At 67.1% G+C, this 21833-nt stretch carries 24 protein-coding genes; 16 read left to right on the forward strand and 8 right to left on the reverse strand.

What is annotated here, in order from left to right:
* Positions 1-220: 220 nt before the first annotated feature.
* From BDI24065_RS10700 to BDI24065_RS10710, 3 genes are all read left to right on the forward strand, one after another.
* Positions 221-730 carry an NUDIX hydrolase gene (locus BDI24065_RS10700; RefSeq protein WP_043191182.1) on the forward strand — a complete coding sequence of 170 codons (510 nt, stop codon included), beginning with the start codon at positions 221-223 and terminating at the stop codon, positions 728-730.
* Positions 727-1890 (forward strand): tRNA 2-thiouridine(34) synthase MnmA, encoded by a 1164-nt coding sequence (gene mnmA / locus BDI24065_RS10705; RefSeq protein WP_175031213.1) that lies wholly within the window; start codon positions 727-729, stop codon positions 1888-1890. The genes BDI24065_RS10700 and mnmA overlap by 4 nt, the downstream gene beginning before the upstream one ends.
* A gap of 118 nt (positions 1891-2008) precedes the next feature.
* Entirely contained in the window at positions 2009-3628 is a 1620-nt protein-coding gene (locus tag BDI24065_RS10710; protein WP_175031214.1) for an FMN-binding glutamate synthase family protein, read from the forward strand.
* 85 nt (positions 3629-3713) lie between these two features.
* Here BDI24065_RS10710 and BDI24065_RS10715 read toward each other — a convergent pair whose 3' ends face one another.
* Positions 3714-4328, reverse strand: a complete 615-nt coding sequence (locus BDI24065_RS10715) for a glutathione S-transferase family protein (RefSeq protein WP_175016047.1) — start codon at positions 4326-4328, stop codon at positions 3714-3716.
* Positions 4329-4511: 183 nt separating this feature from the next.
* On the opposite strand from BDI24065_RS10715, the gene BDI24065_RS10720 reads away from it, so the two are divergent.
* The 10 genes from BDI24065_RS10720 to BDI24065_RS10765 all read left to right on the forward strand — a co-directional run bounded on the left by BDI24065_RS10720 (position 4512) and on the right by BDI24065_RS10765 (position 15037).
* Complete coding sequence (locus BDI24065_RS10720; protein ID WP_175031215.1) at positions 4512-5897, forward strand: aminopeptidase P N-terminal domain-containing protein; 1386 nt, start codon at positions 4512-4514, stop codon at positions 5895-5897.
* Positions 5898-5937: 40 nt separating this feature from the next.
* Positions 5938-7125, forward strand: a complete 1188-nt coding sequence (locus tag BDI24065_RS10725; RefSeq protein ID WP_175031216.1) for a UbiH/UbiF/VisC/COQ6 family ubiquinone biosynthesis hydroxylase — start codon at positions 5938-5940, stop codon at positions 7123-7125.
* Positions 7126-7249: 124 nt separating this feature from the next.
* Positions 7250-8317, forward strand: coding sequence for a tRNA dihydrouridine synthase DusB (gene dusB / locus BDI24065_RS10730; protein ID WP_174386055.1), 1068 nt, complete (start codon positions 7250-7252; stop codon positions 8315-8317).
* Positions 8314-8547, forward strand: coding sequence for a Fis family transcriptional regulator (locus BDI24065_RS10735; RefSeq protein ID WP_006476892.1), 234 nt, complete (start codon positions 8314-8316; stop codon positions 8545-8547). The genes dusB and BDI24065_RS10735 overlap by 4 nt, the downstream gene beginning before the upstream one ends.
* A 44-nt stretch (positions 8548-8591) precedes the next feature.
* Positions 8592-10157, forward strand: coding sequence for a bifunctional phosphoribosylaminoimidazolecarboxamide formyltransferase/IMP cyclohydrolase (gene purH / locus BDI24065_RS10740; protein ID WP_175031217.1), 1566 nt, complete (start codon positions 8592-8594; stop codon positions 10155-10157).
* Between the two features lie 151 nt (positions 10158-10308).
* On the forward strand, positions 10309-10851 hold the full coding sequence (ruvC, locus tag BDI24065_RS10745; RefSeq protein ID WP_011350965.1) for a crossover junction endodeoxyribonuclease RuvC: 543 nt from the start codon (positions 10309-10311) through the stop codon (positions 10849-10851).
* Between the two features lie 156 nt (positions 10852-11007).
* Positions 11008-11589 carry a Holliday junction branch migration protein RuvA gene (gene ruvA / locus BDI24065_RS10750; RefSeq protein ID WP_069247144.1) on the forward strand — a complete coding sequence of 194 codons (582 nt, stop codon included), beginning with the start codon at positions 11008-11010 and terminating at the stop codon, positions 11587-11589.
* Positions 11590-11708: 119 nt separating this feature from the next.
* On the forward strand, positions 11709-12779 hold the full coding sequence (gene ruvB / locus BDI24065_RS10755; RefSeq protein WP_069247143.1) for a Holliday junction branch migration DNA helicase RuvB: 1071 nt from the start codon (positions 11709-11711) through the stop codon (positions 12777-12779).
* Positions 12780-12803: 24 nt separating this feature from the next.
* Entirely contained in the window at positions 12804-13757 is a 954-nt protein-coding gene (locus BDI24065_RS10760) for an oxygenase MpaB family protein (protein WP_175031218.1), read from the forward strand.
* Between the two features lie 152 nt (positions 13758-13909).
* Entirely contained in the window at positions 13910-15037 is a 1128-nt protein-coding gene (locus BDI24065_RS10765) for a ParB/Srx family N-terminal domain-containing protein (RefSeq protein WP_175031234.1), read from the forward strand.
* A 51-nt stretch (positions 15038-15088) separates the two neighbouring features.
* Here BDI24065_RS10765 and BDI24065_RS10770 read toward each other — a convergent pair whose 3' ends face one another.
* The 3 genes from BDI24065_RS10770 to tyrS are packed head-to-tail and all read right to left on the reverse strand — an operon-like array spanning position 15089 to position 17474.
* A complete protein-coding gene (locus tag BDI24065_RS10770; protein WP_175031219.1) occupies positions 15089-15754 on the reverse strand; it encodes a histidine phosphatase family protein in 666 nt (221 codons plus the stop codon).
* A gap of 23 nt (positions 15755-15777) precedes the next feature.
* Positions 15778-16236 (reverse strand): D-aminoacyl-tRNA deacylase, encoded by a 459-nt coding sequence (gene dtd, locus BDI24065_RS10775; RefSeq protein WP_011350959.1) that lies wholly within the window; start codon positions 16234-16236, stop codon positions 15778-15780.
* Positions 16233-17474: a tyrosine--tRNA ligase gene (tyrS, locus tag BDI24065_RS10780; RefSeq protein WP_122944484.1), complete on the reverse strand. Its 1242-nt coding sequence runs from the start codon at positions 17472-17474 to the stop codon at positions 16233-16235. The genes dtd and tyrS overlap by 4 nt, the downstream gene beginning before the upstream one ends.
* Positions 17475-17616: 142 nt before the next feature.
* On the opposite strand from tyrS, the gene BDI24065_RS10785 reads away from it, so the two are divergent.
* Positions 17617-18765, forward strand: coding sequence for an anhydro-N-acetylmuramic acid kinase (locus tag BDI24065_RS10785; RefSeq protein ID WP_175031220.1), 1149 nt, complete (start codon positions 17617-17619; stop codon positions 18763-18765).
* Positions 18766-18878: 113 nt separating this feature from the next.
* Here BDI24065_RS10785 and erpA read toward each other — a convergent pair whose 3' ends face one another.
* The 4 genes from erpA to rplM are packed head-to-tail and all read right to left on the reverse strand — an operon-like array spanning position 18879 to position 20300.
* A complete protein-coding gene (gene erpA / locus BDI24065_RS10790; RefSeq protein WP_011350956.1) occupies positions 18879-19250 on the reverse strand; it encodes an iron-sulfur cluster insertion protein ErpA in 372 nt (123 codons plus the stop codon).
* A 20-nt stretch (positions 19251-19270) separates the two neighbouring features.
* Entirely contained in the window at positions 19271-19459 is a 189-nt protein-coding gene (locus BDI24065_RS10795; protein WP_175031082.1) for a hypothetical protein, read from the reverse strand.
* A 9-nt stretch (positions 19460-19468) separates the two neighbouring features.
* Positions 19469-19861: a 30S ribosomal protein S9 gene (gene rpsI, locus BDI24065_RS10800; RefSeq protein WP_006476904.1), complete on the reverse strand. Its 393-nt coding sequence runs from the start codon at positions 19859-19861 to the stop codon at positions 19469-19471.
* A 10-nt stretch (positions 19862-19871) separates the two neighbouring features.
* Positions 19872-20300 carry a 50S ribosomal protein L13 gene (gene rplM / locus BDI24065_RS10805; protein ID WP_041490553.1) on the reverse strand — a complete coding sequence of 143 codons (429 nt, stop codon included), beginning with the start codon at positions 20298-20300 and terminating at the stop codon, positions 19872-19874.
* Between the two features lie 312 nt (positions 20301-20612).
* On the opposite strand from rplM, the gene BDI24065_RS10810 reads away from it, so the two are divergent.
* Both BDI24065_RS10810 and BDI24065_RS10815 read left to right on the forward strand, forming a co-directional pair.
* Positions 20613-20906, forward strand: a complete 294-nt coding sequence (locus BDI24065_RS10810; protein WP_175031221.1) for a DUF1090 family protein — start codon at positions 20613-20615, stop codon at positions 20904-20906.
* 410 nt (positions 20907-21316) lie between these two features.
* Entirely contained in the window at positions 21317-21781 is a 465-nt protein-coding gene (locus BDI24065_RS10815; protein WP_175016056.1) for an OsmC family protein, read from the forward strand.
* Positions 21782-21833 lie beyond the last annotated feature (52 nt).

Raw genomic sequence — 21833 nt, forward strand, 5'->3', positions numbered from 1 at the left:
CGAACCGGGCAGGCTGACTGCCGGCTCACGAGCGACGACACTCACTCTCCACTTTAGGCGAAAGCGAGGGCCGTACCAGCGGCTCCGCACGGTCGTGCAAGTTGGCGACGCCAGCCCGGCCGGCGTCGCCGCGCATCGACGGGCAGACAAATTGATGGGGTCGGAGTTGTTTAGCGCAGCGACCGGCACCGTTCGGGCGCAACCGGTAAAATGCCGAACCATGAAACCCGAAATCTGGACCCCGCATGTGACGGTCGCCGCGCTCGTCGAGCACGCCGGCCGCTTTCTCATGATCGAGGAAGAAACCTCGTCGGGCCTGCGCATCAACCAGCCGGCAGGCCATCTCGAAGCCGGCGAAACGCTGGCCGACGCCGTGATCCGAGAGACGCTCGAGGAAACCGCGCACCCGTTCACGCCCGACGCGCTCGTCGGCGTCTATCTCGCGCACTACGACCGTCCCGGCACCGCCGGCGCAACCTACCTGCGCTTCACGTTCTGCGGCGCGGCCGGCGAGCCGATCGCGGGCCACGCGCTCGACGACGGCATCGTCCGCACGCTGTGGATGACCGCCGACGAACTGCGCGCCTGCAGCGAGCGCCATCGCTCGCCCGCGGTGATGCGCTGCGTCGACGATTACCTCGCCGGGCGGCGCATTCCGCTCGATTTCGTGCACACGCATTCGGTCGCACCGCGCCCCGAGGCATTCGAACGTCAGGCGGTCAACAAATGAGCAAGCGCCGTGTAGTAGTGGGCATGTCGGGCGGCGTCGATTCGTCGGTGACCGCGTGGCTGCTGAAGGAACAGGGTTACGACGTGGTCGGCCTGTTCATGAAGAACTGGGAAGACGACGACGACGGCGAATACTGCTCGACGCGCCAGGACTGGATCGACGTCGTGTCGGTGGCCGACCTGATCGGCATCGACGTGGAAGCCGTCAACTTCGCGGCGGAATACAAGGACCGTGTATTCGCCGAATTCCTGCGCGAATACTCGGCCGGCCGCACGCCGAACCCCGACGTGCTGTGCAACGCCGAGATCAAGTTCAAGGCGTTCCTCGACCACGCGATGTCGCTCGACGCGGAAATGATCGCGACCGGCCACTATGCGCGCGTGCGCGAACGCGACGGGCGTTTCGAACTGCTGAAGGCCTTCGATCATACGAAAGACCAGTCGTACTTCCTGCACCGGCTGAGCCAGGCGCAACTGTCGAAGACGATGTTCCCGCTCGGCGAGATTCCGAAGACGAAGGTGCGCGAGATCGCCGCGCAGATCGGGCTGCCGAACGCGAAGAAGAAGGATTCGACCGGCATCTGCTTCATCGGCGAACGGCCGTTCCGCGATTTCCTGAACCGCTATCTGCCGACGAAACCCGGCCCGATGAAGACGCCGGACGGCAAGGTCGTCGGCGAACACATCGGCCTCGCGTTCTACACGTTCGGCCAGCGCAAGGGCATCGGCCTCGGCGGCAGCAAGAGCGGCAACGGCGACCCTTGGTTCGTCGCCGCGAAGGACATTGCGTCGAACACGCTGTACGTCGTGCAGGGCCACGATCATCCGTGGCTGCTGGCGCGCGAGCTGGTCGCCGGCAACGTGAGCTGGGTCGCCGGCGAACCGCCGGCCGAAGGTTTTGCGTGCGGTGCGAAGACGCGCTACCGGCAGGCCGACGCCGCATGCGCATTCGGCGCCGCCACGCCCGGCCCGGCAGGCGAAGCACGCTTCTCGCTCGCTTTCGACGACGCGCAGTGGGCGGTCACGCCCGGCCAGTCGGCCGTGCTGTACGACGGCGAAATCTGCCTCGGCGGCGGGATCATCGAATCCGCGGCCGCCGGCCAGCCCGGTCAGGCCGCCCCGGCGGACGGCCCCGCGCGGGCACTCGCCGAAGCACGCTGACACATATTCGGTTTAGACTTGCGGCACGCCGCGCCCGGCGGAACACGATTCCGCTGCGGCCGGCGTGCCGCCGCGCAGCGTACGCATGGCGGCATTTCAAGATTCTTACGGAGTCCCCATGCTTTCACGACGCTATCTGGCGATGTGGTGTGCCGTCCTGCTGCTCGTCGCCGCGGCCGCGCTCGCCTCGATCCACGCACTTTCCTGGTTCTGGATCGTCATTCCCGTCGCCCTCGTCGCCCTCGGCCTGTACGACCTGAAGCAGGACCGCCACGCGATCCTGCGCAACTACCCGCTCTGGGGCCACTTCCGCTTCCTGTTCGAATTCATCCGACCTGAAATCCGCCAGTATTTCGTCGAGGACGACACCGACGAGAAGCCGTTCTCGCGTGCGCAGCGCAGCCTCGTCTATCAGCGCGCGAAGAACGTCGCCGACAACCGTCCGTACGGTACCGAGCTGAACGTGAAGGCCGTCGCACACGAATGGATCAGCCACTCGCTCGCGCCGACGAAGCTGCCGAACCACGATTTCCGCGTCCGCGTCGGCGCGAGCCGCGCGCAACCGTACGACATTTCGATCTTCAACATCTCGGCGATGAGCTTCGGCTCGTTGTCCGCGAACGCGATCCGCTCGCTGAACCTCGGCGCGAAGAAAGGCGGTTTCGCGCACGACACGGGCGAAGGCTCGCTGTCGAAGTACCATCGCGAAAACGGCGGCGACATCATCTGGGAAATCGCGTCCGGCTACTTCGGCTGCCGCAACGACGACGGTACCTTCAACCCCGACAAGTTCGCGAAGCAGGCCGCCGATCCGCAGGTCAAGATGATCGAGGTGAAGCTGTCGCAGGGCGCGAAGCCCGGCCACGGCGGCGTGCTGCCGGCCGCGAAGATCACGCCGGAAATCGCCGAGACGCGCGGCGTGCCGATGGGCAAGGACTGCATCTCGCCCGCGACGCACTCGGAATTCTCGACGCCGCGCGGGCTGCTCGAATTCGTCGAACGTCTGCGCACGCTGTCGGGCGGCAAGCCGACCGGCTTCAAGCTGTGCGTCGGCCATCCGTGGGAATTCTTCGGGATCGCGAAGGCGATGCTCGAGACCGGCATCGTGCCGGACTTCATCGTCGTCGACGGCGCGGAAGGCGGCACCGGTGCGGCGCCGCTCGAATTCACCGACCACGTCGGCGTGCCGCTGCAGGAAGGGCTGCTGCTCGTGCACAACACGCTCGTCGGGATCGGCGTGCGCGATCGCGTGAAGCTCGGCGCAAGCGGCAAGATCATCACCGCGTTCGACGTCGCCCGCACGCTCGCGATCGGCGCGGACTGGGTGAACTCGGCGCGCGGCTTCATGTTCGCGGTCGGCTGCATCCAGGCGCAGACCTGCCACACGGGCCGCTGCCCGACCGGCGTCGCGACGCAGGACCCGGTGCGCCAGCGCGCACTCGTCGTGCCGGACAAGGCCGACCGCGTGTACAACTTCCACCGCAACACGCTGCACGCGCTGCAGGAACTCGTGCAGGCGGCCGGCCTCGCGCATCCTTCCGAGCTGCGCGCGCATCACATCGTGCAGCGCATCGCGCCGCACGAGGTCCGGCTGATGTCGCAGTTGCTGAAGTACCTGAAGCCCGGCGCGCTGCTCGACGGCAACACCTGCGGCTTTACGCTGTACGACAAGTGGTGGCCGATTGCGCGCAGCGATTCGTTCACGCTCGGCGAGGCCGTGTACGCGTCGATCGAGTGACGCACGCCGCCCTGCCCGGCAAAAAGAAAAGCGCCCTGCGGGGCGCTTTTCTTTTGTCTGCCGAATGCGTGAATGCGCGCGCGGCTCAGTTCTGCGGCAGCGTGTCGGCGAACGACGGCCGCTGCAGCAGCTTCACGAAGTACTTGTCGAGGTTCGGGTGGCGATCGCGCCAGTTGAGTTCGGGCATCCGGAAATCGAGATAGCCGAGCGCGCAGCCAAGTGCGATGTCGGCGAGCGTGTAATGATTACCGACGCACCACGTCTTGCCGCCGAGCCCCTGCGACATCGCGACGAGACCGTCGTCGATCTTGCGTTGCTGGCGCGCGATCCAGCTCGCGCTGCGCTGCGCCTCGTCACGCATCGTATGTTCGACGCGAATCGCGACCGCCGCGTCGATCACGCCGTCGCCGAGCGCTTCCCAGCAGCGCACTTCGACGCGCTCGCGGCCCGACGGCGGAATCAGCTTGCCGACCGGCGACAGCGTATCGACGTATTCGCAGATCACGCGGGAATCGAACACCGCGGCACCATCCTCCATCACGAGACACGGGACCTTGCCGAGCGGATTCGATGCATGAATATCCGTCTCCGGCGCCCACACGTTCTCGAGCTCCAGCTTGTAGTCGATCTTCTTTTCAGCCAGCACGATCCGCGCCTTGCGGACGTACGGGCTGCTGAGCGAACCGATTAATTTCATCATCTGCCTTTTTAAGGGAACCGCCGAGAGTATACGTTGTCGCCGATCATAACCGGCCAGCATCGCGCGATAGAAAATCGCCCGACCGGCCTGTGGATGGTTTGCAACAAGCGCCGCGCGGGCCTTCCCAGGCGGCTTCCGGCCCCTCTCTCACGCACGGCGCCCCGCGGCGCTACAATCGCACGAATGAACGCGCCCCTCGATACCGCCATCGCCGTCGACGTCTACCGCCAGCGCCGTGAACGCGTGCTTGCCGCACTGCGTGCCGCCGGCGGCGGCGTCGCCATCGTCCCCACCGCGCCCGAAGTGTCGCGCAACCGCGATACGGACTATCCGTACCGGTTCGACAGCTACTTCCACTACCTGACGGGCTTCAGCGAGCCGGATGCCGTGCTCGTGCTGAACGCGGCCGCACCGCACGGCGCGCCGGAGTCGGTCCTGTTCTGCCGCGGCAAGAATGCCGACCGCGAAATCTGGGAAGGTTTCCATTACGGGCCCGAAGCCGCGCGCGACACGTTCGGCTTCGACGCGGCGTTCGCAGTCGACGTGATCGATACCGAGATGCCGCGCCTGCTCGCCGACGCGGGCACCGTGCACTACCGGTTCGGCGCCTCGGCCGACTTCGACCGCCAGCTCGCGGGCTGGGTCGACGCCGTGCGCGCGCTCGCACGCACGGGCGTCGCCGCCCCCGATGCGATGCTCGACCTCACGCCGCTGCTCGACGACATGCGGCTCGTGAAGGACGAGCACGAGCTCGCGATCATGATGCGCGCCGCGCACATCTCCGCACTCGCGCATCGCCGCGCGATGCAGGCGTGCCGCCCCGGCGTCCGCGAATACGAGCTCGAGGCCGAGCTGCTGTATGTCTTCCGCAAGCATGGCGCGCAGTCGCCCGCGTACGGCTCGATCGTCGCGGCCGGCGCGAACGCGTGCGTGCTGCACTACCCGGCCGGCAACGCAACCGCGAAAGATGGCGACCTGATCCTGATCGACGCCGCGTGCGAACTCGACGGCTACGCGTCCGACATCACACGCACGTTCCCGGCCAACGGGCGCTTCTCGCCCGCGCAGCGCACGCTGTACGACATCGTGCTCGCCGCGCAGCAGGCCGCGATCGACGCGACCCGTGCCGGCGTGCCGTTCGAGGCGCCGCACGACGCGGCCGTGCGCGTGCTCGCGCAGGGGCTGCTCGACACCGGCATCATTCCGAAAACGCGCTTCTCGAACGTCGACGACGTGATCGCCGAGCGCGCCTACACGCGCTTCTACATGCACCGCACCGGCCACTGGATCGGCATGGACGTGCACGATTGCGGCGACTACCGCGAGCGGCTCGCCGAGCGCGACGGCAACGGCGCGCTGCCGTGGCGCACGCTGAAGGCCGGCATGACGCTGACGATCGAGCCCGGCCTGTACGTGCGCGCCGCCGACGACGTGCCGCCCGAGTACTGGAACATCGGCATCCGCATCGAGGACGACGCGATCGTGCGCGAGCACGGCTGCGAGCTGATCACGCGCGGCGTGCCCGTCGCGGCGGACGAGATCGAAGCGCTGATGCGCGCGGGCGCATGACCGGCTGCCGCCGACCGTTACCACCGTTTCACGAATCAAGATGACGACCGCCTCCTCCCCGGCCACGCCGGACTACGACCTCGCCATCGTCGGCGCGGGCCCCGTCGGGCTCGCGCTCGCCGGCTGGCTCGCGCGCCGCAGCGCCACGCAGCATGCGTCGATCGCACTGATCGATGCACGCGAACCGGCCGCGAGCGCGAACGACCCGCGCGCGATCGCCGTGTCGCACGGCAGCCGCGTGCTGCTCGACACGCTCGCGTGGCCCGCCGACGCGACGCCGATCGAACATATCCACGTATCGCAGCGCGGCCATTTCGGCCGCACGCTGATCGACCGCGACGAGCACGACGTCGCCGCGCTCGGCTATGTCGTGCGCTACGGCTCGCTGATGCAGGCGCTCGCGGACGCCGTGCGCGGCACACGCATCGACTGGCTCACGTCGACCACCGCGCGCACGCCGCAGCAGGATGCCGACGGCGTCACGCTGACGCTCGACGGCCCGCACGGTGAGCGCACGCTGCGCGCACGCGTCGTCATCAATGCCGAAGGCGGGCTGTTCCACGAACAGCAGGCCGATACGGGCAAGCATCGCCGCGACTACGGACAGACCGCGCTCGTCGGCACGGTCACGGTATCGGCACCGCGCCCGAACGTCGCATGGGAACGCTTCACGCACGAAGGCCCGCTCGCGCTGCTGCCGCTCGGCGGGCCACGCCAAGCCGAGTACGCGCTCGTCTGGTGCTGCACGCCCGATGAAGCGGCGCGGCGCGCGGCGCTGCCCGACGACGCATTCCTGCGCGAGCTCGGCAGCGCGTTCGGCGAACGCATGGGCGACTTCGTCGCGATCGCGGGCCGCGCATCGTTCCCGCTCGGCCTGACCGCCGCGCAGACGCTCGTCAACGGCCGCGTCGCGATCGTCGGCAATGCCGCGCAAACCCTGCACCCCGTCGCGGGCCAGGGGCTCAACCTCGGGCTGCGCGATGCCCATACGCTCGTCGACACGCTGTCCGCGCAAGGCTTCGAAGCAACCGCACTCGCCACCTTCAACGCGCGGCGCGCGCTCGACCGGCGCTTCACGATCGGCGCAACCGACACGCTGGCGCGCCTGTTCACGATCGACTCGGGCCCGCTTCCGCTGCTGCGTGGCGCTGCGCTCACCGCGCTCGAATTCGTGCCGCCGCTCAAGAAGGTGATCGCGCGCCAGATGATGTTCGGCCAGCGCAACTGACGCGCGGCGCGCACAGTCGCGCCACTCAAACCGGGTCAAATCGGCGGGGCATGGGAATACGGTAAAATGCGCGTTTCCGTCTGCCCTTTCCCTGCCCGCGCCCGCCGCGGGCGGTGCCATTGCGATGCCCGTTATCGGCCCTCACGTATTGCGTAACAACCTGTTCGTCGCCCCGATGGCCGGCGTGACGGATCGTCCGTTCCGCCAGCTCTGCAAGCGGCTGGGAGCCGGTTACGCCGTGTCCGAGATGGTCGCGTCCAACGCACAGCTGTGGAAAAGCGCGAAGACGATGCGGCGCGCGAACCACGAAGGCGAGGTGGAACCGATTGCGGTCCAGATCGCCGGCGCCGATCCCGCGATGATGGCCGAAGCGGCCCGCTACAACGTCGACAACGGCGCGCAGATCATCGACATCAACATGGGCTGCCCGGCGAAGAAGGTCTGCAATGTCGCGGCCGGCTCCGCGCTGCTGCAGAACGAGCCGCTCGTGCAGCGCATCGTCGAGGCCGTCGTCGCGGCGGTCGGCACGGGCCCCGATGCGGTGCCCGTCACGCTGAAGATCCGCACGGGCTGGGATCGCGAGCACAAGAACGCGATCACCGTCGCGCGCCTGGCCGAAGCCGCCGGCATCTCGATGCTCACCGTGCACGGCCGCACGCGCGCCGACCTGTACCGCGGCGACGCGGAATACGACACCATCGCGGCCGTGAAGGCGGCCGTGCGGATTCCGGTGGTCGCGAACGGCGACATCACGTCGCCCGCGAAGGCGAAGGCCGTGCTCGACGCAACCGGCGCCGATGCACTGATGATCGGTCGTGCCGCGCAAGGTCGGCCGTGGCTGTTCCGCGAAATCGATCATTTCCTGCAAACCGGCGAGCTGCTGCCCCCGCCGCGGATCGACGAGATCCAGCACGTGATGAACGAACACCTGGAAGACCACTACGCTTTCTATGGTGAATTCACGGGAGTCCGTACTGCGCGCAAGCACATCGGCTGGTACACTCGCGGCCTTTCCGGTGCCAACGGGTTCCGGCACCGGATGAACACGCTCGATTCCTCCCGCGAGCAGCTCGCCGCCGTCAATGCATTCTTCGAGGCGCAAAAGGCGCTGTCGGACCACCTCGTCTACGTGGATGACGAAGAGGAAAACGGCCAGGGCGAGTCGGACGACCATAACCAGTTAGCAGCATGAGCAAGCACAACATCGAACAATGTGTCCGCGAGAGCCTGGACGTGTATTTCCGGGATCTAGACGGCTCCAATCCGCACGACGTCTATGAAATGGTGATGTCCTGCGTCGAAAAGCCGATGCTCGAGGTCGTGCTCGTACAGGCAGGCGGCAACCAGTCGCTCGCCGCGGAGTACCTCGGCATCAATCGCAATACGCTGCGCAAGAAGCTGCAGCAGCACGGCCTGCTGTAGGCGGCCGTCCCGTCCCCGTTTCCCTGGCTATTGGTGGTTCCATCATGATCAAGCAAGCGCTCATTTCCGTTTCCGACAAGACCGGCATCGTCGACTTCGCGAAGTCGCTGTCCGACCTCGGCGTCAAGCTCCTGTCGACCGGCGGCACCGCGAAACTGCTCGCCGACGCGGGCCTGCCCGTTACCGAAGTGGCCGATTACACGGGCTTCCCGGAAATGCTCGATGGGCGCGTGAAGACGCTCCACCCGAAGGTGCACGGCGGCATCCTGGCCCGCCGCGACCTGCCCGAGCACATGCAGGCGCTGGAGCAACACGGCATCCCGACGATCGACCTGCTGGTCGTGAACCTGTACCCGTTCGTCGCGACGATCGCGAAGGACGACTGCACGCTCGCCGACGCGATCGAGAACATCGACATCGGCGGCCCGACGATGCTGCGCTCGGCCGCGAAGAACCACCGCGACGTGACGGTCGTCGTCGATCCGGCCGACTACGCGGTCGTGCTCGATGAAATGAAGGCGAACGGCAATGCGGTCGGCTACGCGACCAACTTCCGCCTCGCGACGAAGGTGTTCGCGCACACCGCGCAATACGACGGCGCGATCACGAACTACCTGACGAGCCTGACCGACGAGCTGAAGCACGCATCGCGCAGCGCGTACCCGGCGACGCTGAACCTGGCGTTCGACAAGGTGCAGGACCTCCGCTACGGCGAGAACCCGCACCAGAGCGCCGCGTTCTACCGCGACCTCGCGACGCCGGCCGGCGCGCTTGCGAACTACCGCCAGCTGCAGGGCAAGGAACTGTCGTACAACAACATCGCGGATTCCGACGCGGCGTGGGAATGCGTGAAGACGTTCGACGCACCGGCCTGCGTGATCATCAAGCATGCGAACCCGTGCGGCGTCGCGGTCGGCAACGATTCGGCCGATGCGTACGCAAAGGCGTTCCAGACGGACCCGACGTCGGCATTCGGCGGCATCATCGCGTTCAACCGCGAAGTCGACGAAGCGGCTGCCCAGGCCGTCGCGAAGCAGTTCGTCGAAGTGCTGATCGCACCGTCGTTCTCCGACGCCGCGAAGCAGGTGTTCGCCGCGAAGCAGAACGTGCGCCTGCTCGAGATCGCGCTCGGCGACGGCCATAACGCATTCGACCTGAAGCGCGTGGGCGGCGGCCTGCTCGTGCAGTCGCTCGACTCGAAGAACGTGCAGCCGCACGAACTGCGTGTCGTCACGAAGCGCCACCCGACGCCGAAGGAAATGGACGACCTGCTGTTCGCATGGCGCGTCGCGAAGTACGTGAAGTCGAACGCGATCGTGTTCTGCGGCAACGGCATGACGCTCGGCGTCGGTGCAGGCCAGATGAGCCGTGTCGATTCCGCGCGCATCGCGAGCATCAAGGCGCAGAACGCGGGCCTGACGCTGGCCGGCTCGGCCGTGGCATCGGATGCGTTCTTCCCGTTCCGCGACGGCCTCGACGTCGTCGTGGCGGCCGGCGCGACCTGCGTGATCCAGCCGGGCGGCTCGATGCGCGATGACGAAGTGATCGCCGCCGCCGACGAGCACAACATCGCGATGATCCTGACGGGCGTGCGCCACTTCCGTCACTGATCGCATGCGGCCCGCGCGGTCGCTGCACGACAACCCGGCGGCATCGCACCCGCCGGGTTTTTTATTGCGCGGCGCCCTCGTACGCGACCGTGCGGCCAGCGCGCCGCACCATTCGTTGTAGTATCGCTGCATCAGGCTTTTCTCCTTACCCATGCGAATTCTCGGCATCGACCCCGGCCTGCGCGTTACCGGCTTCGGCATCATCGACGTCAGCGGCCACCGGCTCGCGTATGTCGCGAGCGGCGTGATCCGCACGCCGACCGCCGACCTGGCCACCCGGCTCGGCACGATCTTCCAGGGCGTCTCGACCATCGTGCGCGAGCACGCCCCCGATCAGTCCGCGATCGAAAAGGTGTTCGTCAACGTGAACCCGCAGTCGACGCTGCTGCTCGGCCAGGCACGCGGCGCCGCGATCTGCGGCCTCGTCGCGGGCGGCCTGCCGGTCGCCGAATACACGGCGCTGCAGCTCAAGCAGGCCGTGGTCGGCTACGGCCGCGCGACCAAGACGCAGATGCAGGAAATGGTCACACGGCTGCTCAACCTCTCCGGACAACCGGGCTCCGACGCGGCCGACGCGCTCGGCATGGCGATCTGCCACGCGCACGGCGGCAACACGCTCAGCACGCTCGGCGGCCTCGCGCCGGCGCTCGCGAAGAAAGGGCTGCGCGTGCGGCGCGGGCGCCTCGTCGGCTGATGCCGCGCATGCCGGCGTGCGGCGCACCGGATCGCCCCTCTTGACCGCACGCGGCGCGCCCACGCCCCCACCTCGCCCCGGCCTGATGGCCGATCCCGTCGGCATTGCGCCGCACGTGCGCTACACTCGCGCTTTCTTCCTCGCATCCCGCCATCCATGATCGGTCGCATCGCCGGCATCCTGCTCGAAAAGAACCCGCCTCACCTGCTCGTCGACTGCAACGGCGTCGGCTACGAAATCGACGTGCCGATGAGCACCTTCTACAACCTGCCGCAAACAGGCGAGCGCGTCGTGCTGCTCACGCAGCAGATCGTCCGCGAGGACGCGAACCTGCTGTACGGCTTCCTGACGCCGCAGGAGCGCACGACCTTCCGCGAGCTGCTGAAGATCACCGGCATCGGCGCACGCATGGCGCTCGCCGTGCTGTCCGGCATGAGCGTGCAGGAACTCGCGCAGGCCGTGACGATGCAGGACGCCGCGCGCCTGACGCGCCTGCCCGGCATCGGCAAGAAGACGGCCGAGCGCCTGCTGCTCGAACTGAAGGGCAAGCTCGGCGCCGATCTCGGTGCGCTCGCCGGCGCCGCGTCGCCGTCCGACCACGCAACCGACATCCTCAACGCGCTGCTCGCGCTCGGCTATTCCGAAAAGGAAGGCCTCGCCGCGATCAAGAACGTGCCGGCCGGCACCGGTGTATCCGAAGGCATCAAGCTCGCGCTGAAGGCGTTGTCGAAGGTGTAATGCCCGCATGACGCACCGCCTATCGGTGCGTTGAAGCCAGTGTCGCGCGGCCGTGGGGCGCTCGCCAGTCGGCCGTTCGGCCAGGTGGGCGGGACAGCGGCGCGCGGTACAATGGCCGCATGATTGAAACCGACAAACTCGCCACCGAGCAGCGGATCATCGCCGCCACACCCACCTCGTCGCACGAGGAGGTGTTCGAACGTGCGCTGCGGCCGCGCCAGCTCGACGACTACGTCGGCCAGGAAAAGGTGCGCGGCCAGCTCGAGATCTTCATCGAAGCCGCCAAGCGCCGCTCCGAGCCGCTCGACCACGTGCTGCTGTTCGGGCCGCCGGGCCTCGGCAAGACGACGCTCGCGCACATCATCGCGCGGGAGATGGGCGTGAACCTGCGCCAGACGTCGGGCCCCGTGCTCGAGCGCGCGGGCGATCTCGCCGCGCTGCTGACGAACCTCGAGGCGAACGACGTGCTGTTCATCGACGAAATCCACCGGCTGTCGCCGGTCGTCGAGGAAATCCTGTATCCGGCACTCGAGGATTACCAGATCGACATCATGATCGGCGAAGGCCCGGCCGCGCGCAGCGTGAAGCTCGACCTGCAGCCGTTCACGCTGGTCGGCGCCACCACCCGCGCCGGGATGCTGACCAACCCGCTGCGCGATCGCTTCGGGATCGTCGCGCGCCTCGAGTTCTACGACGCCGACCAACTGTCGCGCATCGTGCGGCGCTCGGCGTCGCTGCTGAACGCGCAGATCGATCCGAACGGCGCGCTCGAAATCGCGAAGCGCTCGCGCGGCACGCCGCGGATTGCAAACCGGCTGCTGCGCCGCGTGCGCGATTTCGCGGAAGTGAAGGCCGACGGCCAGATCACCGCGGCCGTTGCCGATGCCGCGCTCGCGATGCTCGACGTCGACCCGGTCGGCTTCGACCTGATGGACCGCAAGCTGCTCGAGGCGATCCTGTACAAGTTCGACGGCGGCCCGGTCGGTATCGACAACCTCGCGGCGGCGATCGGTGAAGAACGCGACACGATCGAGGACGTACTCGAGCCGTACCTGATCCAGCAGGGCTTCCTGCAGCGCACGCCGCGCGGGCGCGTCGCGACGCTGCTCACCTATCGCCACTTCGGGCTTTCCGTGCCCGACACCGGCCGCACCGAACGCGGCGAGTGGGATACCCCCGACGGGAAGTAACCCGTCGCCCAAGCCGCACCCACCATGACGACGCCGCCCAGCCACCACCCCGCCGCACCCGCACCGGGCCCGCGCTGGGCCGAGCCGATCCGCAAGCGGCTCGTGGCCGGCGTCACGCACCTGACGGCGGGCGGCGGCGGCCCGTCGCTCGACCTTTCTTCGCCGCCGGGAGACCCCGGGCTGTTCGGCCCCGATGCCGTCTGCTGGCGCGTGCATGCCGACTTCACGTCGATGATGACGGGCGGCATCGCCGCGCTGCTGCTGCAGGCGCTCCATCCGCTCGCGCTCGCGGGCGTCTGGGATCACTCGTCGTTTCGCACCGACATCCTGGGCCGCTTGCGGCGCACCGCCACATTCATCACCGGTACGACGTTCGGCAGTCGCGCGGACGCACTCGCGCTGATCGAGCGCGTGAAATCGATCCACGCGCACATATCGGGCACCGCACCGGACGGCCGGCCCTACCGTGCCGACGATCCGGCGTTGTTGACCTGGGTACATGTCGCGGAAGTGTCGAGTTTCCTCGCCGCGCATCTGCGCTACGTGAATCCGGCACTGCCGGGTGAGTTGCAGGACCGCTACTACGCCGAAACGGCATTGATCGCCGAACTGCTCGGCGCACATGGGGTGCCCCGTTCGCGCGCCGAGGTGGCCGCGTATCTCGCGCGCATGCAGCCTGAACTCGAGGCCGGACCGCGCACGTTCGACGTGATGTCCATCCTGCTCAACGTGCCCGTCGCGAAGCCCGCGTTGCGGCCGGCCGCGTCGCTGGTGATGCACGCCGGCATCGACCTGCTGCCGCCATGGGCGCAGCGCATGCTCGGCGTGTCGGCGTTCGCACCGCTGCGCCGCGCGGTGGTCCGGCCCGGCATCCGGGTCGTCGCACCCGTGCTGCGTTGGGCGCTCGTGAACGGCGCATCCAGGCGTGCGCGCCGCCGCGCTACCGCGACACCGCCCGACGGCACGCCGCCCGCCTGACGATTCGCTTCCTCACATCATTTCAATTTACTGTCAAATACCTGTGACAAGCTGACGGGCTTGCACCCGCGCACGGTCGCACGCGCCGTCCGTTCCGCCCGTCCGTGACCCGCGCGGTGTCCCGCCCACCCGACCGACACCCGATGCCCGCGATGCCACGCCTGCCGATCCGATTCGCCCTTGCCGCCAGCCTGTCCACCGTCTTCGCCCTCACCGCCTGCGGAGGCGACGATGTCGCCGCCGTCGCGCGTTCGGACGCGCAAACGCCGTCCGGCGGCACCCCGACCGTGCCGGCCCCCGCGCCGCCCGCCACCGTCACGCCGCAACCGGGCAAATGGAAGGCCGCTCGCGCAGGCGACCTGATCGACGTGACGCTCGGCGACCTCCATCCGACGCAGGGTGCGATCGGCTACGACCAGATCTACTACAAGCTCGGCCGCTACGAACTGCAGCCCGACAAGAAATTCGACGACTTCTGCGCGGACGAAGGCCTCGGCGGCGTCGCTTCGGGCGGCTATACGGCCAGGTCGGCGCTGCGCGAGCCCGCGAGCTACACGTGCACGACGACCGACGCGAACGCCCGCGACCGCTCGGTGCTGAACCCGGTCGTGATCGGCCCGAACGGCGATGCGCTGTACCTGACCGACGGCCACCACGGCCTGTCGACCTACTACGAGACGCCCGACGGCGGCCCGGCGCTGCACGTGCACGTCGTCGTCAAGGACAACCTCAGCGGCTACTCGGGTGACGCGTTCTGGCAGCAGATGCAGAGCCGCGGCTATCTGCGCCTCAAGAACGGCGAAGGCAAGGCGATCACGACCGCCCAACTGCCGACCGGGCTCGGCCTGAAACTCGGGATGACGAACGACCGCTACCGCTCGCTCGTCTATTTCACGCGCGACATCGGCTACAGCAAGCCCGCACAAGCCACCGACTATCTCGAGTTCTACTGGGCCGACTGGCTGCGCGCGCAACCGGGCACGTTCTCGCTCGCCGGCTATGACCTGGCGCGCGCCGGCGCAACCGACCCCGATCCGGCAAAAGCCGACACGGGCTACCTGAACGCGGTCTGGAATGCGTCGACGCGCATGGTCGCGGCCACGGACCCGGTGATCGACGGCAAGACGGGGGCCGACCTCGGGCGCGCGGACGCGATCAACGGCGGGAAGAAATACAACAAGGGGGAATTCGACAAGCTGCGCCAGCCGATCGCGGCGGACAAGCCCGGCAAGATCGCGTACGCGCTCGACTACAAGACGCGCCACGCGCTGCCGCAGTAAGCAGCCGGCACCGGAAACCCCGGCCGGCGACGCCGGACGGGGCCCGCTGGCTCAGAGGACCTTGCGGTACCCGTCGTCGTCGTCGCTCGCGGCGTCCAGATGCGACACGTCGGCCCACTGCACCACCTGCGCGCGGCCATCGACGTAATCGACGACGTTGATGCTCGTATTGAGCAGTTGGTAATTGCGCGGCGCCGACAGCTCGATGCCGTTCGCAAACCGGTACACGCAATCGAGCACGCCGCCGTGCGCGACGCACGCGATCCGGCCGCCCGGATGCTCGGCGACGATCGGCTCGAGCGCATGCAGCACGCGGTGGTAGAACTCGCGCTGCGACTCGCCGCCTTCCGGCGCGAAGCCGGGGTCGCGCGTCTGCCAGGCCGCGTATGCGTCGGGAAACAGCGTCTCGATCTCGGCGCTGTCATGCCCCTGAAACTGGCCGTACGAGCGTTCGCGCAGCCCTTCCCGCAACCGCAGCGGCAGCCCGAGCGCGTTGGCGAACGGCTGCGCGGTCTGCTGCGCGCGCATCAGGTCGCTCGAATAGATCGCGTCGAGCCGGGCACCGTCACGCGCGTCGCGTGCGAGGCGCGCGGCCAGCTTTTGCGCCTGCTCGAGGCCCGTTTCGGCCAGCGGAATGTCGATATGACCCTGGATGCGCTTGATGCGATTCCAGGCCGTCTCGCCATGGCGGATGAAAAGAATCTGCGTGGTGGCCATCGCGGCGCGTCTCCGGGGAAGAATCAGGGCCGCACTTGCAGCCAGAAAGTCACGGGGCCGTCGTTGACGAGCGACACCTGCATGTCGGCGCCGAACTCGCCCGTCTCGACGACCGGATGGCGCGCACGCGCGGCCGCGACGAAATAGTCGAACAGCCGCGCGCCTTCGTCGGGCGGCGCGGCCGGCGTGAAGCTCGGACGCAGCCCGCTGTTGGTATCGGCCGCCAGCGTGAACTGCGACACGAGCAGCAGGCCGCCTGCGCGGCCCTCGCCGTCGATATTCGACACCGGCAGGTTCATCTTGCCGGCGGCATCGCTGAACACGCGGTAGCCGAGCATTTTCGCGAGCAGCTTGTCGGCCGCCGCGTCGGTGTCGCCGCGCTCCGCGCAGACCAGCGCGAGCAGGCCCGCACCGATCTCGCCCGTCGTGCGGTCGCCGACGCGCACGTCGGCGCGCTTCACGCGCTGGATCAGCGCGATCATGCGGTCAGCGTGACGCGTGCGAAGCGGCGCTTGCCGACCTGCACGACGAACTCGCCGGCTTCGACCTTCAGGCCCTTGTCCGACACGGTCGCGCCGTCGATCTTCACGCCGCCCTGCTCGATGTTGCGCAGTGCCTCGCTCGTCGACGGCACGAGGCCGGCCTGCTTCAGCAACTGACCGATCGCGAGCGGTGCGCCCGCAAGCGTGACCGACGGAATGTCGTCCGGCACGCCGCCCTTCGCGCGGTGGTTGAAGTCCTCGAGCGCGCGCTCGGCGTCGGCCTGCGAGTGGAAGCGCGCGACGATTTCCTGCGCGAGCAGCACCTTGAAGTCGCGCGGGTTGCGGCCGCCTTCGATCTCGCGCTTGAAGCCGCCGATCTCGTCCATCGGGCGGAACGACAGCAGTTCGAAGTAACGCCACATCAACGTGTCCGAGATGCTCATCAGCTTGCCGAACATGTCGTTCGGCTGCTCGCTGATGCCGACGTAGTTGCCCTTCGACTTCGACATCTTCTCGACGCCGTCGAGGCCTTCGAGCAGCGGCATCGTGAGAATGCACTGCTGTTCCTGGCCGTATTGCTTCTGCAGTTCGCGGCCGACCAGCAGGTTGAACTTCTGGTCGGTGCCGCCGAGCTCGAGGTCGGCGTTCAGCGCGACCGAGTCGTAGCCCTGCATCAGCGGGTACAGGAATTCGTGGATCGAGATCGGCACGCCGCCCTGGAAGCGCTTCGTGAAATCCTCGCGCTCGAGGATCCGCGCAACCGTGTAGCGCGACGCGAGCTTGATCATCCCGTCCGCGCCGAGCGGCATCGACCATTCGCTGTTGTAGCGGATTTCGGTCTTGTCGCGGTCGAGCACGAGCGCGGCCTGCTCGAAGTAGGTCTTCGCGTTCGATTCGATCTGCTCGCGCGTGAGCGGCGGGCGCGTCGCGTTGCGGCCCGACGGGTCGCCGATCAGCGACGTGAAATCGCCGATCAGGAAGATCACCGTGTGGCCGAGGTCCTGCAGCTGACGCATCTTGTTCAGCACGACCGTATGGCCGATGTGGATGTCAGGTGCGGTCGGGTCGAGGCCGAGCTTGATGCGAAGCGGCGTGCCCGTGGCCGCGCTGCGCGCGAGCTTCTGCGCGAACTCTTCCTCGACCAGCAGCTCGTCGACGCCGCGCTTCGTGACGGCGAGCGCATGCCGGACTTCGTCGGTGATCGGGAAAACAGGCTTGGAACTGGGTTCGGTGCTCATCGGTGCCAGGAAGAATGTCGCAAAAGCAGGGATTTTCCCATAACTTGCGCGCGCATCGCTTAACGGCGCGTCATGTTGCGCGGATAATCGGGCGCAAGGCGCGCGGCACCGGCCCGCGCCGCACGATCCAGGAGGACCCCACGTGCCGCAACGACAGCCGCAAAACGCCCATCCGGCCGACGGCATCTACTTCGGGCTGATGTCGGGAACCAGCATGGACGGCGTCGATGGCGTCGCCGTGCGTTTCGAGGCCGGCCGTGCGCCGGTCGTGCTCGCGGAAGCGTTCGTCGGCTTCGCGCAATCGCTGCGCGACGCGCTGTTCGCGCTGCAGCAGCCCGGCCACGATGAAATCGACCGCGAATCGGTCGCCGCGAACGCGCTGGTCGCACGCTATGCGGTGTGCTGCCACGAATTGCAGCGCACGGCCGGGCTGTCGCGCGACGAGATCCGCGCGATCGGCGTGCACGGCCAGACCGTGCGCCATCGCCCCGAGCGCGGCTATACGCGGCAGATCAACAACCCGGCGTTGCTTGCCGAGCTGACCCAGGTCGACGTGATCGCCGATTTCCGCAGCCGCGATGTCGCCGCAGGCGGCCACGGCGCGCCGCTCGCGCCGGCCTTCCATGCGACGGTATTCGGCGCGCCGGGCGAGACGCGCGTCGTCTGCAATCTCGGCGGGATCAGCAACATCACGATCCTGCCCGGCGAAGGCGGCGACGTGCGCGGCTTCGACTGCGGCCCCGCGAATGCGCTGCTCGACGAATGGGCGACCCGTCATCTCGGCAAGCCGTACGACGACGGCGGCAAGTTCGCCGCGCGCGGCACCGTCCACGCGCCGCTGCTCGACGCGCTGCTCGACGAGCCGTATTTCGCCGCACCGCCGCCGAAGAGCACCGGGCGCGACCTGTTCAATCCCGCATGGCTCGACGCGAAGCTCGCCGCGTTCGCACAGGTCGCGCCGCAGGACGTGCAGGCAACCCTCACCGCGCTCACGGCCGTGTCGGTCGCACGCGAAATCGCGCAGCACGCAGCGGGCTGCAAGGCCGTGTTCGTATGCGGCGGCGGCGCACGCAATCCGGTGCTGCTCGACGCCCTCCGGAACGCACTGCACGAGGCAGGTGTGCCGGCCACGGTCGATACGACGGCCGCACTCGGCGTGCCGCCCCAGCAAGTCGAGGCGCTCGCGTTCGCGTGGCTCGCATACCGCTTCACGGCGCGCCAGCCCGGCAATCTTGCGACGGTCACCGGTGCCGCCGGCAATCGCGTGCTCGGCGCGCTCTATCCGCGCTGACGCGACGCCTGCGGCGCGGCGGGTGCCGCATTGCCATCGCAGACGGACATAAAAAAACGGGGCATGAAGCCCCGTTTTTCATTCCGACGAACCGGTGTAGACCTGCCGTGCGGTCAGACCGAGAACGACGAGCCGCACCCGCAGGTGGTGCTCGCGTTCGGGTTCTTGATCACGAACTGGGCGCCGTTGAGGTCGTCCTTGTAGTCGATCTCGGCGCCGACCAGGTACTGGTAGCTCATCGAGTCGATCAGGAGCTGGACGCCGTTCTTGTTCATCACGGTGTCGTCCTCGTTGACTTCCTCGTCGAACGTGAAGCCATACTGGAAGCCGGAGCAGCCGCCGCCCTGCACGAACACGCGCAGCTTCAGGTCGGGATTGCCCTCTTCGTCGATCAGTTGCTTGACCTTGTCGGCCGCGGCGTCGGTGAAGACGAACGGAACCGGCATTTCGGCCGTCGTTGCTGCGGATTCGGTAACAGCGTTCATTGCGAACTCTCCAAAAAGCTTTAGCCGCTATTGTAGGGCCGATCAGAAGATCGTGCTGAAGTCCATGAAATCAATAGGTTCTTGTCGATTTCATCAAACGCGCCCGCGCGGGCCGCGGCAGCACGCGCCTGGAAACGGACATAAAAAAACCGCCAGCGCGAAAGCTGGCGGTTTTTTCGGCGGACGCCGCCCGGAAGCGGCGATGCCATGAAGCGGAATTAACGCTTCGAGAACTGCTTGGCGCGGCGTGCCTTGCGCAGACCGACCTTCTTACGCTCGACTTCACGCGCATCGCGCGTGACGAAGCCTGCGCTCGACAGCGACGGCTTGAGCGTCGCATCGTAGTCGATCAGTGCACGGGTGATGCCGTGGCGCACTGCACCTGCCTGACCCGTTTCGCCGCCGCCGTTGACGTTGACCTTGATGTCGAACGTCTGGCCGTGGTTCGTGAGTTCCAGCGGTTGACGCACGATCATCAGCGACGTTTCGCGCGAGAAGTAGTCAGCGATGGGCTTGCCGTTGACGATGATGTCGCCCTTGCCAGCCTTGATGAAGACACGTGCGACTGCGCTCTTGCGGCGGCCCGTACCGTAGTTCCAGTTACCGATCATGTGGGTCCCCTTAGATCTCGAGCGCCTTCGGCTGTTGAGCCGAGTGCGGATGCGTCGCTTCTGCGTAGACCTTCAGCTTCTTGATCATCGCGTAGCCGAGCGGGCCCTTCGGCAGCATGCCCTTGACCGCCTTCTCGAGCGCACGGCCCGGGAAGCGTTCTTGCATCTTGCCGAACGTCGTTTCATAGATACCGCCCGGGTAGCCCGAGTGACGGTAGTACTTCTTGTCCAGCGTCTTGTTGCCCGTGACTTTCAACTTGCTCGCGTTGACGATGATGATGAAATCACCAGTGTCGACGTGCGGAGTGAACTCAGGCTTGTGCTTGCCGCGCAGACGGCGTGCCACTTCGCTGGCAACACGGCCGAGAACCTTATCCGTCGCGTCAATCACGTACCATTCGCGCGTCACCTCATGGGCTTTTGCGGAAAACGTCTTCATGATCGATCCAAAAAAAATGCTTTGCCCGATGTGTTCGTCCTGCTTGTCTGTGTGCGCTTCGAGGCGCGGTGCAGGCTCTCCCTGTTCTTTTTCCGTGGGCATGAATGCGGAAAAGCCCTGAATTATAAAGGAAATACGGCAACGCGGTCAAAGGGAATCCACTCCCCGTGCCCACGGCGGCCGAAATGGGCCAAAATCCGTTCGTGCCCCGACAAGCCAGGCGAACCGAGCGCCCGGGGGAGGCACCCATCGACGCGCGGCACCGGACCTCGCCGCGCCAGACCGGCCGAATACGGAAAACAACAAACAAGCATGATGAATCAACGACTTACGCCCTTCCTTGCGGCCGCCCTGCTGGCCGCCGCGGCGCCTGCCGTCGCCGCCCGCACCGACTGCGAAGCCAAGCTCGACGCACTCGATACACGGATTACCGAAGCCCGTGCCGCCCATGCCGAGGATCGCGTCGCCCGCCTGCGCGCGGTGCGCGAACGCGTCCGCCACTTCTGCGCACGCGGCCACGGCCACGCGTCGGCCGTCCACGCGCCGGCACCTGGCGCACGCTCGCCCGGTGCGACCTCGCAGCCCGCCGCGAAGCAACCGGTGTAACGATGCCGGGGCGCGCAAGCCGCGCGCCGATGTTTGCATGGGACGAAAAAAAGCCCGAACGGCTGGTTCGGGCTTAATCCACCATAGGAGGAGGGTGGAGGAGACATTCGGAGGTTGCCGCAGCGCGACAACCAATGAGGCTCATTATACGAACGCGTCTCCGACTTCACAAGAAAATTTGCATTACGAAATCAAACACCATAATGCGGAATATTTCGAAGCGCGTTTGAAAAATTTATTTTCCCTTTAAAATCAACCATCTGATCCCGGCTGGCAGGATCACGAATCGCCCTCTTCTAGAGCAAAACCCCTAAATACGACGGTGAATTGGCCGTCCGGCGCGCCGCTCGCGCGGCTCCGGCATTGACCGTCGTGCAGCGCATCAGCCGACCGTTGCGCCGCGGGCTACAATGCCGGATCGAATCCGAATCAGGCAAAGCTGGAGTGCAAGCATGGAATGCAAAGTAAGCTGGATGGGGCAGGACGGCATGGCGTTTTCCGCCGAGACCGGCAGCGGCCACCTCGTCACGATGGATGGCGCGCCCGAAGGCGGCGGCCACAACCTCGCGCCGCGCCCGATGGAAATGGTGCTGCTCGGCACCGGCGGCTGCACGGCCTATGACGTCGTGCTGATCCTGAAGAAGAGCCGCCAGGAAGTCAGCGGCTGCTCGGTCACGCTGAAGGCCGAACGCGCGAGCGAAGACCCGAAGGTGTTCACGAAGGTGCACTTCCACTTCACCGTCACCGGCCGCAACCTGAACCCGTCCACGGTCGAACGCGCGATCAACCTGTCGCACGACAAGTATTGCTCCGCGTCGATCATGATCGCGAAAACGGCCGAACTCACGCATTCGTTCGACATCGTCGCCGGCTGAACGCACGGCGGGCGCGCATGAAAAAAGGGCCGGCGCTCCGTTGGGAGACGCC

This window comes from Burkholderia lata (assembly GCF_902499025.1).
Taxonomy (GTDB): domain Bacteria; phylum Pseudomonadota; class Gammaproteobacteria; order Burkholderiales; family Burkholderiaceae; genus Burkholderia; species Burkholderia lata_C.

Coding starts and splice junctions, on each gene's coding strand:
- BDI24065_RS10700 (WP_043191182.1), top strand. CDS start 221: ATGAAACCCGAAATCTGGACCCCGCATGTGACGGTCGCCGCGCTCGTC.
- mnmA (WP_175031213.1), top strand. CDS start 727: ATGAGCAAGCGCCGTGTAGTAGTGGGCATGTCGGGCGGCGTCGATTCG.
- BDI24065_RS10710 (WP_175031214.1), top strand. CDS start 2,009: ATGCTTTCACGACGCTATCTGGCGATGTGGTGTGCCGTCCTGCTGCTC.
- BDI24065_RS10715 (WP_175016047.1), bottom strand. CDS start 4,328: ATGATGAAATTAATCGGTTCGCTCAGCAGCCCGTACGTCCGCAAGGCG.
- BDI24065_RS10720 (WP_175031215.1), top strand. CDS start 4,512: ATGAACGCGCCCCTCGATACCGCCATCGCCGTCGACGTCTACCGCCAG.
- BDI24065_RS10725 (WP_175031216.1), top strand. CDS start 5,938: ATGACGACCGCCTCCTCCCCGGCCACGCCGGACTACGACCTCGCCATC.
- dusB (WP_174386055.1), top strand. CDS start 7,250: ATGCCCGTTATCGGCCCTCACGTATTGCGTAACAACCTGTTCGTCGCC.
- BDI24065_RS10735 (WP_006476892.1), top strand. CDS start 8,314: ATGAGCAAGCACAACATCGAACAATGTGTCCGCGAGAGCCTGGACGTG.
- purH (WP_175031217.1), top strand. CDS start 8,592: ATGATCAAGCAAGCGCTCATTTCCGTTTCCGACAAGACCGGCATCGTC.
- ruvC (WP_011350965.1), top strand. CDS start 10,309: ATGCGAATTCTCGGCATCGACCCCGGCCTGCGCGTTACCGGCTTCGGC.
- ruvA (WP_069247144.1), top strand. CDS start 11,008: ATGATCGGTCGCATCGCCGGCATCCTGCTCGAAAAGAACCCGCCTCAC.
- ruvB (WP_069247143.1), top strand. CDS start 11,709: ATGATTGAAACCGACAAACTCGCCACCGAGCAGCGGATCATCGCCGCC.
- BDI24065_RS10760 (WP_175031218.1), top strand. CDS start 12,804: ATGACGACGCCGCCCAGCCACCACCCCGCCGCACCCGCACCGGGCCCG.
- BDI24065_RS10765 (WP_175031234.1), top strand. CDS start 13,910: ATGCCACGCCTGCCGATCCGATTCGCCCTTGCCGCCAGCCTGTCCACC.
- BDI24065_RS10770 (WP_175031219.1), bottom strand. CDS start 15,754: ATGGCCACCACGCAGATTCTTTTCATCCGCCATGGCGAGACGGCCTGG.
- dtd (WP_011350959.1), bottom strand. CDS start 16,236: ATGATCGCGCTGATCCAGCGCGTGAAGCGCGCCGACGTGCGCGTCGGC.
- tyrS (WP_122944484.1), bottom strand. CDS start 17,474: ATGAGCACCGAACCCAGTTCCAAGCCTGTTTTCCCGATCACCGACGAA.
- erpA (WP_011350956.1), bottom strand. CDS start 19,250: ATGAACGCTGTTACCGAATCCGCAGCAACGACGGCCGAAATGCCGGTT.
- BDI24065_RS10795 (WP_175031082.1), bottom strand. CDS start 19,459: ATGGCATCGCCGCTTCCGGGCGGCGTCCGCCGAAAAAACCGCCAGCTT.
- rpsI (WP_006476904.1), bottom strand. CDS start 19,861: ATGATCGGTAACTGGAACTACGGTACGGGCCGCCGCAAGAGCGCAGTC.
- rplM (WP_041490553.1), bottom strand. CDS start 20,300: ATGAAGACGTTTTCCGCAAAAGCCCATGAGGTGACGCGCGAATGGTAC.
- BDI24065_RS10810 (WP_175031221.1), top strand. CDS start 20,613: ATGATGAATCAACGACTTACGCCCTTCCTTGCGGCCGCCCTGCTGGCC.
- BDI24065_RS10815 (WP_175016056.1), top strand. CDS start 21,317: ATGCCGGATCGAATCCGAATCAGGCAAAGCTGGAGTGCAAGCATGGAA.